The sequence below is a fragment of the Sorangium sp. So ce426 genome, from assembly GCF_051475585.1.
Lineage (GTDB): Bacteria > Myxococcota_A > Polyangia > Polyangiales > Polyangiaceae > Sorangium > Sorangium cellulosum_B.
Map to the genome: position 1 here is coordinate 7,082,294 of NZ_CP150341.1, position 16,348 is coordinate 7,098,641.

A 16,348-nucleotide genomic window follows, 5' to 3' on the forward strand; every position below is an offset into this window, starting at 1 on the left:
CGCGTTGTTTCTGCACAAGACGAAGCACGAAGGAGCGATGCGCACATGAAACGCTTGATGACACGCAGAAATTTGTTGCGCGGCGCCGGCGTCTGCCTGGCTCTGCCGTTCCTCGAGAGCCTCGCGCCGCGCAGCGCGCGCGGCGGGGAGCCCGGCACCCCGAAGCGCTTCGTGCTCTGCACCTTCCCGAACGGGGCGCCCCATCACTGGTGGGAGACGGCCCCGGCGTTCGGAAAGACGCTGAAGGGCGCCGATTTCAAGCTGCCGAGGGTGCTCGAGCACTTCGCGCCGGTGAAGTCGAAGATGCTCATGATAAGCCGCCTCGGCAACTACACGTGGAGCACGGAGCAGCACCCCTACATCGAGCCTTCCCACTCGCGCCTCGGCGCGGCGCTCTCGACCTGCGTGGACGCCGATCAGCTGGGGAGGGAGGCGCGCCGGGACCTCGGCGAGTGGGTGGGCAACGGCGTCTCGGTCGACCAGCTCATCGTCCAGAAGGCAGGCCCGGAGCAGGCGACCCGCATCCCGTCGCTGCAGACGGGGCTCGGCGTCAAGCCCGGCTTCTTCGACCAGCGCAGCTACGCCTACAACCAGGTCCTCTCCTGGAAGAGCCCGCGCGAGCCGCTGAAGCGCTCGGTCAACCCGAAGGCGGTGTTCGACGCGCTCGTCGGCGCGGGCGCGGTGGGGTCCATGCCAGGGCAGAGCGACGAGGAGGCCAGGATCGAGGCGGAGCGCCGCGCGGCGATGGAGAAGAGCGTCATCGACGGCGTGCTGGCGGACGCGAACTCGCTCATGAACCGGGTCGGCTCCGACGATCGCAAGATCGTCCAGCAATACCTGGACTCGCTGCGCGAGATCGAGAAGAACGCGACCCGCGTCCAGTCGACGATGACCCCCTCGACGGGCCTTGGCTGCAGCCCGATCAGCCAGCCCGGCGTCGTCCCCGAGCCGCCGGGCCAGGCGGAGGGGCTCAACGAGAACGACAACACGGGAGCCGGCCCGTACAAGCACGAAGATCACGCGCAGGTCATGATCGACCTCATCGTCATGGCCATTCAATGCGACGTGACGCGCGTGATCACCCACATGCTCGACGACATGCGCTCCGAGTTCGAGTACCGGTGCATCCCGGAGGACGTCCGCGCCAAGGTGGGGCTCGCGTACAGGAGAGAGGCCAGCCTGCACTTCCACTCCTCCCAGCACGCCGCCGGCAACCTGGACCGCGCGACCCAGGACGGCCAGTACAAGATCATCGCGCAGAGCAACCTCGACTACGCGGCGATCAACTGCTGGCTCGCCCAGAAGACCGCGCAGCTCGCGCAGCGGCTCGACGCGATCCCCGAGGGCGACGGCACGGTGCTCGATCACTGCGTCATGGTGCACATGAGCGAGATGCGGTCGCACGACCACGACGGGTACGACCTGCCCATCGTGCTCCTCGGCGGCGACGGCGTCTTCTTGAACGACGCGCACGTCGCCTACGACGCCCTCGGCAGCGATCGCCAGCTCCGCGATCTGTGGTTCACCATCATGAACCAGTACTACGGCCTGGGCGTCTCGTCGTTCGGCGAGGATCGCCGCGGCGTGCCGAACGCGCTCCTCGAGGAGATCCTGCGGTAGCGCGGTGACCGGCGCGAGCGGGCTCTCCGGGGCTCTCGGGACAGACCGCCGCGCTCGCTCCTACGGCCCATAGCCAGGCAGCAGATGAGCCCGCGCCGACGCGGCGACCCGCGCCTCGAGGAAGGCCGGAAAAAACCCGGCGAGCCGCACGAGGAGCCGATAGACGGGGCTCCCCGCAAATTGCCGGGGCGCCCGATCGACGGCGCGGAGCAGCTCCTTCGCCGTGTACTCGACAGGCAAGCTCACCACGCCGTCGAAGCGGGCGCCGCGGCCGCACGCCGTGTCGGTGTGGGGCGCCACGAACACGACGACCTTGATGCCGAAGCGGCCCACCTCGCCTCGGAGCGCGTGCGACCACGCGCCGAGCGCCGCCTTCGTCGCCGAATAATTGGCCGTCGTCGGCGAAGCGACGATCCCGAGCAACGACGAGACGTTCACGATGACGCCCGAGCGGCGCGCCAGCATCGACGGCAGCAGCGCGCGCGTCACCCGCACCGCACCCCAGTAATTGAGATCCATCTCGGCGCGTCGCGCGCTCATGTCCTGCGCCATGAAATCCGTCTGGTCGCAGGAACCTGCGTTGTTGATCACGACGTCGCACGGCCCCGCCTCGAGGAGCCGCGCGATCCCGCGCTCGACGCTCCCGTCGTCCGTGACATCCATCGGGACGACCTCGGCCCGCCCGCCCGCGCCAGCGATCTCGCCGGCGAGCGACCTCAACGCGTGCTCGTCGCGCGCGGCGAGCACCACCGTGTGCCCCTGCTTGCCGAGCGCGAGCGCGGCCGCGCGTCCGATCCCGCGCGACGCGCCGGTGACCAGGATCCGTCTGGAAGTGCTCAGTGTGCCCATGGTGTCCCCTGCCATCCTCTCCAAGGTGGACCGGGCCGTCCGGTCACCAAACACCGTATGGCGGGCGGGACCTGCGCCGCATCTCCAGGGCTGCGGATGAGTTCTCCTGGCTTGCTGTGGGCTCATTGCGGAGGATCAGCAAGGAGGACGGCCACGCCGCGGGTGACGATTTCTGAAAGGTGAGCAGGGGCTGGATCAACTCCGGGCGCATGAAGACCTGGGCGCGATGCCCGCCAGGCCGGGCGAGCACCTCTTGGCTGTCACTTTGTGCTCTGGGTGCGGCCGCGTGGGCGTGTTCTGGGGCGCCGCACGACGGCTCCGGGGGCGGCGGGGCTCCCTCGACGGATCCTGTTGGCGCTGGCGGAGCGACGCCGGGTGGAGAGGCATCGGGCAGCGACGCCGCCTCCGGGGTGACGACGGGCGCTGGAGGGGCCGGCGGCGCGCCGGGCCCGGGCGCGGGCGGCGGCGCGCCGGGCCCGGGCGCGGGCGGCGGCGCGCCGGGCCCGGGCGCGGGCGGCGGCGCGCCGGGCCCGGGCGCGGGCGGCGGCGCACCGAGCGCGGGAGTGGGCGGCGGCGCTGGGACGGGCGGGTCGGGCGCCGTCGCGTTCGGGGCCTTCCCTGGCGCCGAGGGTTTCGGGCGGATGGCCACCGGCGCCCGCGGCGGCGACGTCTACCATGTCACCAACCTGAACGATGCGGGGCCCGGCTCCCTGCGGGACGCCATCAGCCAGCCGAATCGCACCGTGGTCTTCGACGTCGGCGGCGTCATCAAGATCGACTCCCGCCTGGTGTTCAAGAATAACCAGACGATCGCCGGGCAAACCGCGCCCGGCGGCGGCATCACCGTGTACGGGAACGGCACGTCCTTCTCCGGCGCGTCGAACACGATCGTTCGTTACGTGCGGTTTCGCATGGGCAAAATCGGCGACTCCGGCAAGGACACCGTCACCATGGCGAGCGGGCACGACGTGATCTGGGACCATTGCTCCCTGAGCTGGGGGCGCGACGGCACCTTCGATCTGAACCGGGAGAGCGGGGCGGAGCTCTACAACATCACGCTTCAAGATTCGATCGTCGCACAGGGGCTCCAGACCCACAGCACGGGCGGCATCGTCAACACGACCGGCACGTCGATCATCCGTTCCTTGTACATCGACAACAATTCCCGTAACCCCAAGGCCCGCGGGACGCTGCAGTTCGTCAACAACGTCGTCTACAACTGGGTCGCCTCGGGGTACATCCTGGGCGACACGAGCGGGCGCTCGGACGGGGTGATGGTCGGCAATACGCTGATCCCCGGCCCGGAGACGAAGGGCGGCACCCTGGACAGCCCCACGCCCGAGTACCACCTCCATGCCGCCGACAACTGGTACGACAGCAACAAGGACGGTGTCCTGAACGGCCGCCTGCTCGGCCAGGGGGACTTCGGCTCGGTGACCTGGGAGACGGCGCCGAGCGTCGAGGTCCCCGACGTGCCCGCGATGAGCGCGGAGGACGCCTTCGACCACGTGATGAAGCACGCCGGGGCGTCTCTCTGGCGTGACCCGGTCGACGATTTCGTGATGGACGAGCTCGCGTCCCTCGGGGCCGAGGGCGCCACGATCAGCGACGAGAAGAGCCTCGGCCTCCCCAGCACCGTTGGAGACATCCCGGGGGGCCCTGCGCCCGCGGACACGGATCAGGACGGGATGACCGATGCGTGGGAGGTCTCCGCCTCGCTCGATCCTCGCGACCCGGAGGATCGCAATGGCGACCGCGACGGCGACGGCTGGACGAACCTCGAGGAGTACATCAACTCCCTCGTCCCGTGACGCCTCGAGGACGCACGCGCGCCTCGCCATGCTCCCTCAGAACGAGACCCCCAGGCTGAGCGTGCCCAGGGCTTGAGCGATGAGCGGAGCGGTGCGTTCCTCGTCGACGGCGATGACGGGGCGCGGCAGGAGCGTGAGGCAGGTGAGCTCGAGGCCGAGGCCCACGCTCGGATGAAAGAAGTACTGCACGCTCAGCCCCGCGTCCGCGGCGAAGCTGAAGAACTCCTCGCTGCGCCCCTGGAGAGGTGGCTCGACATGGCCGGTGGCCTGGAGGTGGTAGGCGCCGACGCCAAGGAGCGGCCCCCATTCCCAGTGAAGACCGGCACCTGTTTGCCCGAGGTTCCAGCTGGCCCGGAGGAGCGCGAGCTCCTGGCGCACCCGGGCGGCGCCGCTTGCTGCGCGGAACTCGGCGCCGAAGAGGGGACCACCGAGGAGCAGGCCGAGACGGAAGCGCTCGTCGAGGCGGGTGTGCGCCCCGATCTGCGCGCCGACGCCGCCGCCCACCGGAGGCGTGAAGAGCACGAGCCCTCCTGTGCGCACGTGAAAGCGGGGCGGCTCCCGGGAGAAGCGGAGCACCTCGGGGGCGGGCGGCTGGGCCTCGACGCCGAGCACATCCCGAGCGGGCGCCTGGCCCGGGCCCAGCTCGAGGAGGCTTGCACGCAGCAGATCGACGGCGCGCACGGCGAGGAGCATCGGGCCATCGCTGGAGGGATCGATGAGGAGCTTTCGCGTGGTCGTCTTGCCGGTCACCCGATCCACGATGCACACCTCGGCCGCCGTGCCGCTCCCGTCGCGCCGCAGCGCAACAGCCGCAAAGGCCTCGCTCTCCTGCGCCTCTCGCTCGAGCTCCTCGGCCCCGGGCGATCGCGCGGCGCTCCCGAGCACGATGACCTCGAAGGACTGCAGCTTCAGCTCGGCGGAGAGCCGCCCGAAGGCCTCGAAGAGCGTGGCGTCGCGCGGGTCCGGTCGGACGACGAGCACGCGCTGCGCCCACGCCAGTCGAGGGCAGACGAGCAGCAGGAGCAGGACGAGGAGCGTTCGCGCTCGCCGGACCATGGATCAGGGCTGAGCGGCGAGCTGTCGAGCCGTCTTGGCGTGGACCCCGCTCGGATAGAGGCGCAGGTATTCTTGCGCCACGGCGCGCGCGGCGGCCGGTCCCTCGAGGCTCTGGACCGCGCGCATCTTCCCCGCGAGCGCTTCGGCGGCAAAGGCGCCGCCCGGCGCCTCGCGGAGGGCCGTCTCGTACCAGGTCCTGGCGCGCGCGGCGGCACCGCGGCTCTCGTGAAGGCGCCCGAGCAAGAAGGCCGCGCGGCTCCCCGCGGTCGATGCGTAGCGCGCGCGCAGGGCGAGCAGGGCCTGCTCGGCGAGCTCGTTCTGGCCCACGTAGCGAGCGGCGTCGGCCAGAGCGTTCAAGTCGGCGGCATCGCAGGAGGTGAGACAGCTCTGCGTGCCCCGCGCCGCGGCCTCCTGGACGACGCGCCGGAACTCGCCCTGGGAAACGAGCTTGCTCCAGGGCGGTCTGGTGCTCGGCGGGGCGACCAGGGGCGCCGGGGTTTCAGCGGAGCTCGGCGCCGGGGGAGCAGCGGGCTCCGGCGGCGGTGCCGCGACCTCGGCGAGCTGTCCCTGCGCCGCCGGAGGCGCGGGCTCGGGGCCTTGCGCCGCCGTGTCGGGGCCTTGCGCCGCCGTGTCGGGGGCTTGCGCCGCCGTGTCGAGGGCTTGCGCCGTCGTGTCGCTGACGTGCAGGGTCCTCGCCTGAGCGTCCCCCACAAAGCGCTGCCCCGCGCGCACGCTCACGGCGCCAGAGCCGGCGTAGCCCTCCACCTCGACCGCCCCCTCGCGCAGAATCACCTCGAGCCGCTCGCGGTCGGCGTCCCAGAGGAGCTCGAAGCGCGTGCCCACCACGCGGACCACGAAGGGACCCGCGACGAAGCGCCACTCGCTGTGCCCGGTGTGCGTGACCTCGGCTTCGACCCGGCCGCGCTCGACCGAGATGCGGGCGCCGCGCTCGTTTCTGGTCTCGTCGATACGAAGCCGCGTCCCTGACGCGGCCTGGATCCGCGTCTGATCGGAAAAGGTGATGGCGGCCGGGTGATCGACGGGTACGCGCACATAGCCGCTCTCGTTCACCGCGCCCTCGACGACGTAATCGAGACCTCGCTCCGCTCGCCAGAAGAAGAAAACGACCATCAGCACGCTCGCGGCGAGGGCGAGCGGAGCCACCCAGCGAACGACCACCCGCGCCTTGCTCGCGCGCGCCTGCGCCTCGTCGACGCGGCGCAGGAAGGCGGCGCGCGCCTCGCGGCGCTCCGGCTCGCTCAGCTGAGCGGCTCTCTGCAGGAGGGCCGCGACGGGATCGAGCTGTCGTTCGGGTTCGCTCATGGCCAACGTCCTTCACACCGGGACAGGAACTCCTGGAGGGCTGGCTCGCGCGCCTTGAGCAAGAACGCGCGCGCGCTCTCGAGCTCACGGCGCACCGTCGACTCGGACACGCCGAGCGCCGCGGCCGTCTCGAGCATCTCGAGGCCTTGCACGTGGCGCAGCACGAAGGCCATGCGCCGGCGCGTGCTCAGCCTGTCGAGCACACGGTGGAGGGCGCTGAGCACCTCGCGATGCTCGAAGTCGACGCGCTCGAAGGCGCGCTCGGGGAGCTCTCCGCTCGGGGAAAGGCCCACCCAGCGGCGTATCTTGCGCTTCCGGATCTCGAGCGCTGCCTGCCGCGCCGCCATGGACGCAAGATAGCCACGGAGGGCCCCCCCGTCCTGGATGCGCGCGGCCCCCTGGATCAGGCCGAGAAAGACCTCCTGGACCAGATCTTCGAGGATCGTATCGGGACCGAGGGCGCCATACAGCACACCTCGCACGAGACCCGAGTACCTGTCCCAGATGACGGCGAGGGCCTCCCGCTCTCCAGCGGCGGCGCCAGCGACCAAGCTCGCGTCCGACCGCCTGTCGGCGGGGAAGCGGGCCAAGGTGGGTCCGGGCGGCGGGGCGGAGCGCGTGGGTTGAGCCACTCGCTCCTAGTTACTTGGGGGCATCCCGAGCCTCCAGAAAAATTCGCCCGCCGCCAGGACGCTGGATCGGAGCAGGCAACTCGGAGCATTTGGGTTGCGCTCCCGGGCGTCGCCCCGCAGCTTTGCCCTGTTCGCCATGCGCCTCTCCTGCCGCACCTGGCTGCTCCGAGTCGCCGCGCTCTCGGCCTTGGCCTGGGGGCTCTCCTGCGAGGATCAGCTCATCCAGACGGCCACCCGACCCCCGGGGAACGCGGGTGTCGGCGGCAGCTCTCCTACGCTCACGGAGCTCGCCTGCGACGGCGAGCCGCCCGCGGCGGAGCTCCCTCCGGGGGCCGCCTTCGGAGAGGGAGAGGAGCTCGCGAGTTCGCCGCTCGTCAGCGCGAGCTACGGCGCGCTCGAGGGCCCCGGTCTCTCGATCACGGCGCGCGATACCTTCCGCGTCCACGTCAACGGGGATCTCATCGCCGCGAGCGAGTCGGCGCGCGCTCCGATCTTCGTGCCCCTCTCCTTGTTGCCGGGAGAGAACGTGATCGCCGTGAGCGTTCACGCCGCAGTCGGGACCCCCGCGGCGCTCATCCACCTCGACGAGCTCGAGCGCAGTTATGGGAGCGGCAGCGACTGGAAGCTGAGCACAGCGCCGGAAGGAGACTGGACCGCGCCCGGCTACGACGACAGCGGCTGGACGGCGGCGCGCGAGCTGGGGAGCGCTGGCGATCTGCCGGGCTGCGATCCCGAGGCGGCGTTCCCCGCGAGCACGGAGGCGCGCTGGATCGGGCCCGCGCCGGGGACGCGGGGGCCCATCGCCCTCCGCAAGGTGATACGGGTCGAGGCGATCGGCTTTGGCGAGGGCACCACGGGGGGCGCGGGGGCGACGCCCGTGCTTGTCTCGAGCTGGACCGAGCTCGAGGCGCTCGCCCGCTCGGACGAGCCGGCCGTGATCTTGCTCGCCGAAGGCCTCTACGACTTCCGCCGCACGGGATCGGAGGTCCAGGACATCGAGGTCTGTCCCAGCACCTGCTCGGAGGAGCCCGAGAAGACGTTCCAAGAGGTCCTCACCGGGGATGCGACCTGCGAGCGTCCGCTCGTCGGGGCGACGCGGAACCATCGCGTCCTCCAGTTCGGCTCCAACAAGACCGTCGTCGGGCTCGGCCGCGGCGCGGCGCTGCCGGGCGTGAACATGGATCTCAACCAGAGCGAGAACGTGATCATCCGCAATCTCGCCCTCTACGATCTGAACTCGAACGTGCACGAAGCGGGCGATGCGTTCACGCTGACCCAAGCCTCCAGGGTCTGGATCGATCACACGACCATCCAGCGGATCGGCGACGCCTTCGCCGACGTCCACGCGGGCACGAGCGGGGTCACCTTCTCCTACGGCCATTTCGACGGCAGCAACGAGGCCGAGTGCGGCGGCCGCGAGCGCTGGGCCTGCACGATCACCGACGCCGAGGTGACGATGCACCACTGTCGCTTCGATGAAGTGAGGACGCGCGCCCCCCTCGCCACCGGCCCCCGAGCGCGCGCCCACCTCTTCAACAATGTGTTCTCGAACATCTCGGACTGGGCGGTCGGCGCCGCCTGTGAGGGGCAGGTGCTGCTCGAGGCGAGCGTGTTCGAGAACGCCGAGGCAGCGACGCGGCGCTCGGACTGCAGCGACGGGACGGGCCGGGGACTCCTCCTGGCCGTCCCTGGCTCGAACCTCTACCGCGACGAGAGCGGCGTTCACCTGGGGGGAGACGGGGAGCCAGCGGATGACGTCTTCGAGCCCCCCTACGACTACACGCCCGAGCGGGCGAGCGACGCGTTGCCCCAGGTGATCTCTCGCGCCGGCGCCGGAGGGCCCTGGGCGCTGCCGCTCGCACGCGAGTAAAAAGGGTGGGGTCGTGTCTCCTGGAGCGCGGAGCCGATGAAGCGCCCGCGGGGGCAGCTCGAGGCGCCGGGTTGCGGTAAGGTCGTGAGCCGGGCGCAGGCACGGCGGCGCTCGCGGTTGAGCCCGCCCTGTCGCCCCGGCAAGAACACCCCCATGGCCGATTTGAACGATCCCGCGCGCCTCGCCGAGCTGCACCACGTGCTGCTGCGCGACGACGCGGACGCCATCCTGGACGCCTGCGTCGAGCGGGCGGCCGAGCTCGCCCGGGCGCCGATGGCGCTCGTGAGCCTGGTGGTCCGACACATCCAGCTGTTCCGCGCGCACCGGGGCCTGCCGCCCGACCTGGGCGTCAGCTGCGCGACCTCACGGAGCAGCTCGTTCTGCCAGCTCGTGGTGCGCCACGAGAAGCCGCTCGTTGTCGAGGACGCCGTGCACGACGAGCGCGTGCCCAAGGAGCTGGTGGAGCGTTACGGCATCCGCGCGTACGCGGGTGTGCCGGTGCGGGTGCGACGGCACGTGGTCGGTTCGCTCTGCGTGATCGACCTCGTCCCGCGCACGTTCGAGCCCGGCGTCGTCGAGGGCCTCCATCGGATCGCCGCCGAGGCCGGCGCGCGGCTCGAGGCGCTGGAGAGCGACACGCCGCCGCCGAGCCGCACCGCGCGGGAGCGCCTCGCCCGGTTCGGGCAGACCGCGCGCGCGCTGGAGCGCGCGCTCATGGCCATCGCTCCCGTGATCGCCGAGGCGCAGCGCGCGGCGGCGACGCTGCCGGAGGCGCCGCAGCTCGCGCCGGGCCCGGACGATCTGCGCGCGGCGGTCGACTGCTACCGGGACATGTTCGCGATCGCGGCCGAGCTGGCCGACGACGCCATGGCCCTCTCGCGCTCCGCTCCGGCCGAGGCGGCGTCCGAGCTCGCCCAGGCGACGCGGTCCCTCACGCGGGACATGGTCGAGATCAGCCCGCTCGTCCGGCTCGCCGAGAGCGTGCTCGAGGGCACGCTCGACGAGGGCGCCGCCGCGAGGGCAGCGCACGTCGTGCGGGACGCGTTCGCGGCGCACGAGACCGCGACCGCCGCGGTGCGCCGGATCATCACCACCGTCGAGCGCGCGCGAACAGCGGAGGCGTGGTGAAAGGCCGAGCGTACCAGCTGCTCCGCTCCTGTCTCGGCGACAAGGACCCTCCGAACGCGCGCGACGCGTTCATCTATGCGCGGGTCATCATGCGCGCGCGCGTCGTGCCCGAGGAGATCACGCCGACGCTCGACGACCCCGCCATCGAGCGCCGGCTGGAGAGCGCGCTGCAAGACATCGTTCGCCGCGCGTAGGGAGGGGCCGTCGGCCCCTCGCGCCGTCAGGCTCCGAGAGAGACGCCCACGGGTGGAGTGAAGGGTGATCCCGCGCGGGATCGCGCGGATCGCGAATCGTGTGGATCGCGAATCGTGTGGATCGCGCGTGCAGGCCTCGGTGGCTCTCCCACTTTCACCTTCACCCGTCGCGCCGGGCCTGCTATGCAGTGGGTTGCCTTCTTTGCCGATGTCCTTGCTTGACGCCCGCGATAGAGGCCGGGCGCGCCGTGCAAGGCGCCTTCCTTGGAGAATTACGATGACCCATGACTTGACCCCCGGACGGTTCACCGGGCCGAAGTGGACGCGCGGTCTTCTGCAGCTCGCCTTGCCGGCGATGGTGCTGCTCGCATGCGGCGGCCCGTCGGAAGACTCGGCATCAGGCGGCGGCGACGCATCGAGCGTGGCGTCGGCGTCGACCTCCTCGGGCGGCGGCGTCGACACGACGGCGTCGGCCTCCTCGGGCGGCAACGGCGGCTCGGGCGGCAACGGCGGCTCGGGCGGCAACGGTGGCAATGGCGGCTCGGGCGGCAATGGCGGCTCGGGCGGCAACGGCGGCTCGGGCGGCTCAGGCGGCAATGGCGGCTCGGGCGGCGCGGCCGGAAACGGCGGCTCAGGCGGCGTCGGCGGCGACGATGCGTCGACCGTGGCCTCCTCGTCGGCCTCCTCGGGCGGCACGAGCGGCGCTGGCGGCACAGGAGGCGATGACGCGTCGACCGCCGCGTCCTCGTCGGCGTCCTCGAGCGGTACCGGCGCTTCGACGTCGACCGTGGCCTCCTCGTCGGCCTCCTCGAGCAGCGCCGGTGGCACGGGCGGCGGCGATGCCTCGACGTCGACCGTGGCCTCCTCATCGGCCTCGTCCGGCAGCGGCGGCGCGGGCGGCGGCGATGCCTCGACGTCGGCCGTAGCATCCTCGTCGGCCTCCTCGGGCGGCGGCATGGGTGGCGGCGATGCCTCGACGTCGAGCGCGACCACCGCCTCGAGCGGCACGAGCTCGACCACCTCGACCGGCACGGGCCCCCTCGCGAGGACGCCGGTGGAGCGGCACGGCCGCCTGAAGGTGAGGGGCAACCGCGTCGTCGACGAGCACGGCGAAGAGCTCCAGCTCAAGGGCATGAGCATGTTCTGGAGCGTCTGGGAGGGCGAGAAGTTCTACAACACGTCCGCCGTCGACACGCTCGTGAACGACTGGGATGCGACCGTCGTCCGCGCCGCGATGACCGCCAACACATCGCGGCTCGGCTACGTCAACAACCCGGACGCGGAGAAGCGGAAGGTCAAGGCGATCGTCGACGCCGCCATCGCCAGAGGCATCTACGTGATCGTCGACTGGCATGATCATGACGCCATCCAGAACAAGGAGGCCGCGAAGCGCTTCTTCCGGGAGATGGCGGCGGAGTACGGCGATGAGCCCGCCGTGATCTTCGAGGTGTTCAACGAGCCCGACACCGAGACCTGGGCGCAGGTGAAGGCGTATGCCGAGGAGGTGATCCGGGAGATCCGCGGCGCCGGCTCCGACAACCTCGTGATCGTCGGGTCGCCGAACTGGTCGCAGGACGTGGACGTCGCCGCCAACAACCCGATCACGAGCCACGACAACATCGCCTACACGCTCCACTTCTATGCGGCGACGCACAAGGATTGGCTGCGCGCCAAGGCGACGACCGCGATGACCAAGGGCCTCGCGCTGTTCGTCACCGAGTGGGGCACCTGCGCTTCCACCGGGGACGGCGCGCTGGATCTCGCCGAGGCGCAGCGGTGGCTCGACTTCATGGCCGGCAACAGCATCAGCTGGCTCAACTGGTCCATCGTCGACAAGGCCGAGTCCTGCGCCGCGCTCAGGCCCGGCGCGAGCGCCGGCGGCCCGTGGTCGGATGGCCAGCTGACCGAGTCGGGGCGGTGGGTGAAGCAGAAGATCCAGGCGCCTTGACGCGGGAAGCCCGCCGAGGGGCGCCGTCGAGGCCGGGGGCGCTCCGCCCGGGTCGGTCGCGCGGCGCCACCTCGCCTCGGGCGCGGACAGCGAAGCTCCCGCGGCGCGCTTTCCGTTCCTTCGAGGCCTCCTCGAAGACCAGAGTCTAGCCCTCTCGCCTTCGCCTCGTTCACCAGGCGATCCGCGCTCGATCGGCTCACTCCCGCGCTTCCTCATCGACGACATTGCCCGAACTCGGTGGATGAGTCAGGGTTTCGGCGACGCACACGGCCGCGCCTGCTCGGCGCGGTGACGGCGCGATGAAGGGATATGTCCTGTCCCTTCATCCCACTTCGTCCGGTCCTCGACAGAGGTCGTCTTCTCCCTCGAATCCCCCGCGCGAGCCGGTGCGCTCGCGACACGGGGAGACGCCCGGCCGAGACGAGACAGGACGAGACGTCGATGCGCACCCTGGACACGCGCTGTCTTTCTGAAGATCGGATGACTTGAAGAGACTCGAACGATGCCGGGCGGAACCGCGTCGAGCGTCGGCGCTCGCGACATCCGCTCATCGCAGGTCGGACGAACATGCCGGCGACCCGCGGTGTCCCGCGAGGACGCTGGATCGCTCCGCCTGTCATTCACTCGCGCAGCAGCGAAGGAGGCTTCCTCGTGATGGTTAGAGCTCGTTCTGAAGACCCGCGCACGGGCGAGATCGGGGCGTGCATCCTCGTCGTCCTGATGGGTCTATCGTCAACCGCCGGCTGCTGGCCCGAGGGACGCGAGCCACCGTGCTCGGGATGCGGGAGGCCCGGACCGTCTTCGTCGCTCGGGAGCGGCGGGGCTTCGTCGCTCGGGGACGGCGGCTCAGCATCGCTCGGGGACGGCGGGTCTTCGTCGCTCGGGGACGGCGGGGCTTCGTCGCCGGTCACGCCCGGGAGCGGCGACTCGCCGTCGGATCCGCCGGACGACGGCGCGACGCCCGCGCCAGCCACTCCGCCGCCGTCCGTCGGCTCGCTCCGAGGCGTCGCCGTCCCGGAGCCGCGCGACCTGTCCCGCTACGTCAAGAGCAGGGAGACGGCCGTGGCCCTCGGAAAGGCGCTGTTCTGGGACATGCAGGTCGGCAGCGACGGCGTGGCGTGCGCGACGTGCCACTTCCACGCCGGCGCCGACCACCGCAAGCGAAACCAGATCAACCCGGGTATCAACAACCAGGATCCCGAGCGGCGCACGAGGTTCGAAGCCACGAGGTCGGACGGGAAGGGCGGACCGAACTACGCGCTCGTGGCGAGCGACTGGACCTTCCGCCGCGACTTCCCCGCGGATGCCGATGACGTCATCTCTTCGCAGGGGGTGTTCCACGCTCGATTCAACGGCATCGTGCCCGGGAGCGAGAAGGACGACTGCACGCTGCTGCCGGACGTCTTCCAGGTGCAAGGGGTGAACGTGCGGCGCGTCGAGCCGCGGCAGACGCCCACCGTCATCAACGCAGTGTTCAACTTCCGCAACTTCTGGGACGGACGCGCAAGCAACCATTTCAACGGAGTGAACCCGTTCGGCAGGCGAGATCCGGACGCCGCCGTCCACGCCGTGCGCGATGGCGTCCTGGTCCGCGAGAGGGTCGACCTGGAGAACTCGAGCCTCGCATCTCAGGCCGTGGGCCCGCCGGTCAACCCCTTCGAGATGTCGTGTGAGGGGAGGACGTACGCTGACGTCGCCGCGAAGCTCTTGCCGCGCAGGCCGCTCGCTCTCCAGATCGTGGACCCCACGGACAGCATCCTCGGTGAGCTCCGGGATTCGAGCGGAAAAGGGCTCGCTCCGTCCTATGGGCAGCTCGTCGAAGAGGCCTTCATGGACGCGTACTGGCGGTCGGATCAGCGCGTCGGCGATCGGCCGCTCGTGGAGGCGAACTTCTCGCTCTTCTTTGGCCTCGCCATCCAGCTCTACGAGGCCACGCTCGTGTCCGACAACAGCCGGTTCGATCGCTTCGCCGACGGGGACAGCGCCGCCCTGAGCGACGAGGAGCGCGCGGGGCTCGCGATCTTCCAGGGCAAGGGCAGGTGCATCAACTGCCACCATGGCCCCGAGTTCACCAGCGCCGCCACCCGCCCGCAGCGCGAGGAGCAGGTGGGCGGCTTGATCTCGCGGATGCGGGTCGGGGACGGCGGCGCCGCGCTGTACGACAGGGGCTACTACAACATTGGCGTTCGACCGAGCGAGGAGGACATCGGCGTCGGGGGGGTCGACCCCTTCGGTCATCCGTTCTCGTTCGCGCGGCAAGGGAAGCTGCTCGCCACGGGCGAGGGCGCCCCGGACGTATTCGGCATCAACCCGGCGTCGTTCGAGGTCGAACCAGGGGTGCCGATCGCATCGGGCGAGCGCGATGCGGTCGACGGCGCCTTCAAGGTCCCGACGCTCCGGAACATCGAGCTGACGGGCCCCTATTTCCACAACGGAGGCGCGCTGACGCTGCGGCAAGTCGTCGAATTTTACAACCGTGGCGGCGGCCGGCGAGAACGGGAGGGCGGTGACACCACCGGGTTTGGGACCAACGGGACGAACCTGGCTCCGAACATTCAGCCGCTCGGGCTGACGGAAGATGAGAAGAAGGCGCTCGTGGCGTTCCTGGCGACGCTCACGGACGAGCGGGTCCGGTTCGAGGAGGCGCCGTTCGATCACCCGCAGCTGTTCGTCGTCGACGGTCACTTCTGGAATGAATGGACCGTGGTGGATGACGGCACGGGGCGTGCTCGCGAGAAGATCAAGGAGGTGCCGGCGGTCGGTGCCGCGGGGCGCAGGCCGAAGGACCTCCCTGGGCTTGCGCCTTTCAACCCGCTCTGAGCGCCCCGGCGATCCCCGGCGATCCCAACCTGGGTCGGCGATCCCAACCTGGGTCGGCGGCGCGATCCCAACCTGGGCGCGATCCCAACCTGGGTCGGGTCGCCCGGTTCCGCTCAACCTGGGTCGGGTCGCCTCAACCTGGGTCGGGTCGCCTCAACCTGGGTCGGGTCCGCTCCCTCAACCTGGGTCGGCTCCCCCTGCCTTCTTCCGGAGCGCCGCGAGCCTCGACGGCCGCACCAGCAGCCCGCCCACCGTCTGATCCGCGACGAGCTCCGCGATCTGCTCCGGCCCGTAGCCCAGCGCCGCCGGGTCGCTGGCCGCGAGCGGATGCACGCGCGCTCCTCCCTCGGGACGGCACCAGTTCTGCACGCTCTCGTCCTGCGCCAGCACCGTCAGCGCGCACAGGTAGGCGTCCACCTCGCGGAACCTCCCCTCCCCCATCCCGCGCCCCACCATCGCGGCCACGGCCTCGGTCAGCGCGCGCCGCTCGGCCCAGTACGTCGCGAACGCCGCCGGATCCCGCTCGCTGAACCGGTGGATCTCCGTGATCTCCAGCGGAAACCCGCACACCGTCTGCACGTCGAAGCGCACGAAGCGCCATAGCTGCACGTCCGCCGTCTCGCCGGCCGCCTCGAGGCTCCGCGCGTACGACAGCGGCAGCCGGTTCACCTGCTGCAGGATCTCCGCGACGATCAGCTCCTTGCGCCGGAACCAGTAGTACAGCGACGACTGCCGGAGCCCCGCCGCCTGCGCGACCTCCAGCATCGACACCTCGGCCACCCCCCGCTCGGCGAACAGCCGGCCCGCCACCTGCAGAATCTGCTCCCGCGGCGCGAGATCGCTCCGCTGCGGCGCCTTGCGCGGCCGGCCCATGCGGCGCGGGCTCCCCTCGGCCTTCTGCTCGCCTCCGGCGTTCCGCCTCCCTTCCGCCGGCTGCCTTCCTTCGGCGCTGCGCCTGCCGCCGGTCTTCGGAGGAGGAGCCATCTCTGTCTTCATCGTCATCGTCCGAGGTGGCCACCACGCAACCGCGCGATCGCCGTCGCGCCCTCATGCCGCCTCGCCCTCCCGCGCGTCAATCGGCTCCGCGCTCGCCTCGA

General features: G+C 70.9%; 12 protein-coding genes. 7 read left to right on the forward strand and 5 right to left on the reverse strand.

Annotated features, from left to right (window positions below; all coding sequences use genetic code 11):
- Positions 1 to 57 precede the first annotated feature (57 nt).
- Positions 58 to 1,620: a DUF1552 domain-containing protein gene (locus WMF44_RS26360; protein ID WP_437292798.1), complete on the forward strand. Its 1,563-nt coding sequence runs from the start codon at positions 58 to 60 to the stop codon at positions 1,618 to 1,620.
- Positions 1,621 to 1,680: 60 nt separating this feature from the next.
- Here the strand turns inward: WMF44_RS26360 and WMF44_RS26365 are convergent, their stop codons facing one another.
- On the reverse strand, positions 1,681 to 2,469 hold the full coding sequence (locus tag WMF44_RS26365) for an SDR family NAD(P)-dependent oxidoreductase (protein ID WP_437292799.1): 789 nt from the start codon (positions 2,467 to 2,469) through the stop codon (positions 1,681 to 1,683).
- A gap of 410 nt (positions 2,470 to 2,879) precedes the next feature.
- Here WMF44_RS26365 and WMF44_RS26370 point away from each other — a divergent pair, with 410 nt between their 5' ends.
- Positions 2,880 to 4,280: a pectate lyase family protein gene (locus WMF44_RS26370; RefSeq protein WP_437292800.1), complete on the forward strand. Its 1,401-nt coding sequence runs from the start codon at positions 2,880 to 2,882 to the stop codon at positions 4,278 to 4,280.
- A gap of 36 nt (positions 4,281 to 4,316) precedes the next feature.
- Here WMF44_RS26370 and WMF44_RS26375 read toward each other — a convergent pair whose 3' ends face one another.
- The 3 genes from WMF44_RS26375 to WMF44_RS26385 are packed head-to-tail and all read right to left on the reverse strand — an operon-like array spanning position 4,317 to position 7,291.
- Entirely contained in the window at positions 4,317 to 5,336 is a 1,020-nt protein-coding gene (locus WMF44_RS26375) for a hypothetical protein (RefSeq protein WP_437292801.1), read from the reverse strand.
- Between the two features lie 3 nt (positions 5,337 to 5,339).
- On the reverse strand, positions 5,340 to 6,659 hold the full coding sequence (locus WMF44_RS26380; protein ID WP_437292802.1) for a FecR domain-containing protein: 1,320 nt from the start codon (positions 6,657 to 6,659) through the stop codon (positions 5,340 to 5,342).
- The gene (locus WMF44_RS26385; RefSeq protein WP_437292803.1) at positions 6,656 to 7,291 is read right to left on the reverse strand and encodes an RNA polymerase sigma factor; all 636 of its coding nucleotides are present in this window, start codon (positions 7,289 to 7,291) and stop codon (positions 6,656 to 6,658) included. The genes WMF44_RS26380 and WMF44_RS26385 overlap by 4 nt, the downstream gene beginning before the upstream one ends.
- 136 nt (positions 7,292 to 7,427) lie before the next feature.
- Between WMF44_RS26385 and WMF44_RS26390 the strand changes: the two genes are divergently transcribed.
- The 5 genes from WMF44_RS26390 to WMF44_RS26410 all read left to right on the forward strand — a co-directional run bounded on the left by WMF44_RS26390 (position 7,428) and on the right by WMF44_RS26410 (position 15,251).
- Entirely contained in the window at positions 7,428 to 9,161 is a 1,734-nt protein-coding gene (locus WMF44_RS26390) for a pectate lyase family protein (RefSeq protein WP_437292804.1), read from the forward strand.
- A 153-nt stretch (positions 9,162 to 9,314) separates the two neighbouring features.
- Entirely contained in the window at positions 9,315 to 10,289 is a 975-nt protein-coding gene (locus WMF44_RS26395; protein WP_437292805.1) for a GAF domain-containing protein, read from the forward strand.
- Positions 10,286 to 10,483 (forward strand): hypothetical protein, encoded by a 198-nt coding sequence (locus WMF44_RS26400; RefSeq protein WP_157906899.1) that lies wholly within the window; start codon positions 10,286 to 10,288, stop codon positions 10,481 to 10,483. The genes WMF44_RS26395 and WMF44_RS26400 overlap by 4 nt, the downstream gene beginning before the upstream one ends.
- Before the next feature lie 277 nt (positions 10,484 to 10,760).
- Complete coding sequence (locus WMF44_RS26405; RefSeq protein ID WP_437292806.1) at positions 10,761 to 12,431, forward strand: glycoside hydrolase family 5 protein; 1,671 nt, start codon at positions 10,761 to 10,763, stop codon at positions 12,429 to 12,431.
- A 654-nt stretch (positions 12,432 to 13,085) separates the two neighbouring features.
- On the forward strand, positions 13,086 to 15,251 hold the full coding sequence (locus WMF44_RS26410; protein ID WP_437301610.1) for a cytochrome-c peroxidase: 2,166 nt from the start codon (positions 13,086 to 13,088) through the stop codon (positions 15,249 to 15,251).
- Between the two features lie 177 nt (positions 15,252 to 15,428).
- Here WMF44_RS26410 and WMF44_RS26415 read toward each other — a convergent pair whose 3' ends face one another.
- Positions 15,429 to 16,247 (reverse strand): TetR/AcrR family transcriptional regulator, encoded by an 819-nt coding sequence (locus WMF44_RS26415; RefSeq protein WP_437292807.1) that lies wholly within the window; start codon positions 16,245 to 16,247, stop codon positions 15,429 to 15,431.
- Positions 16,248 to 16,348 lie beyond the last annotated feature (101 nt).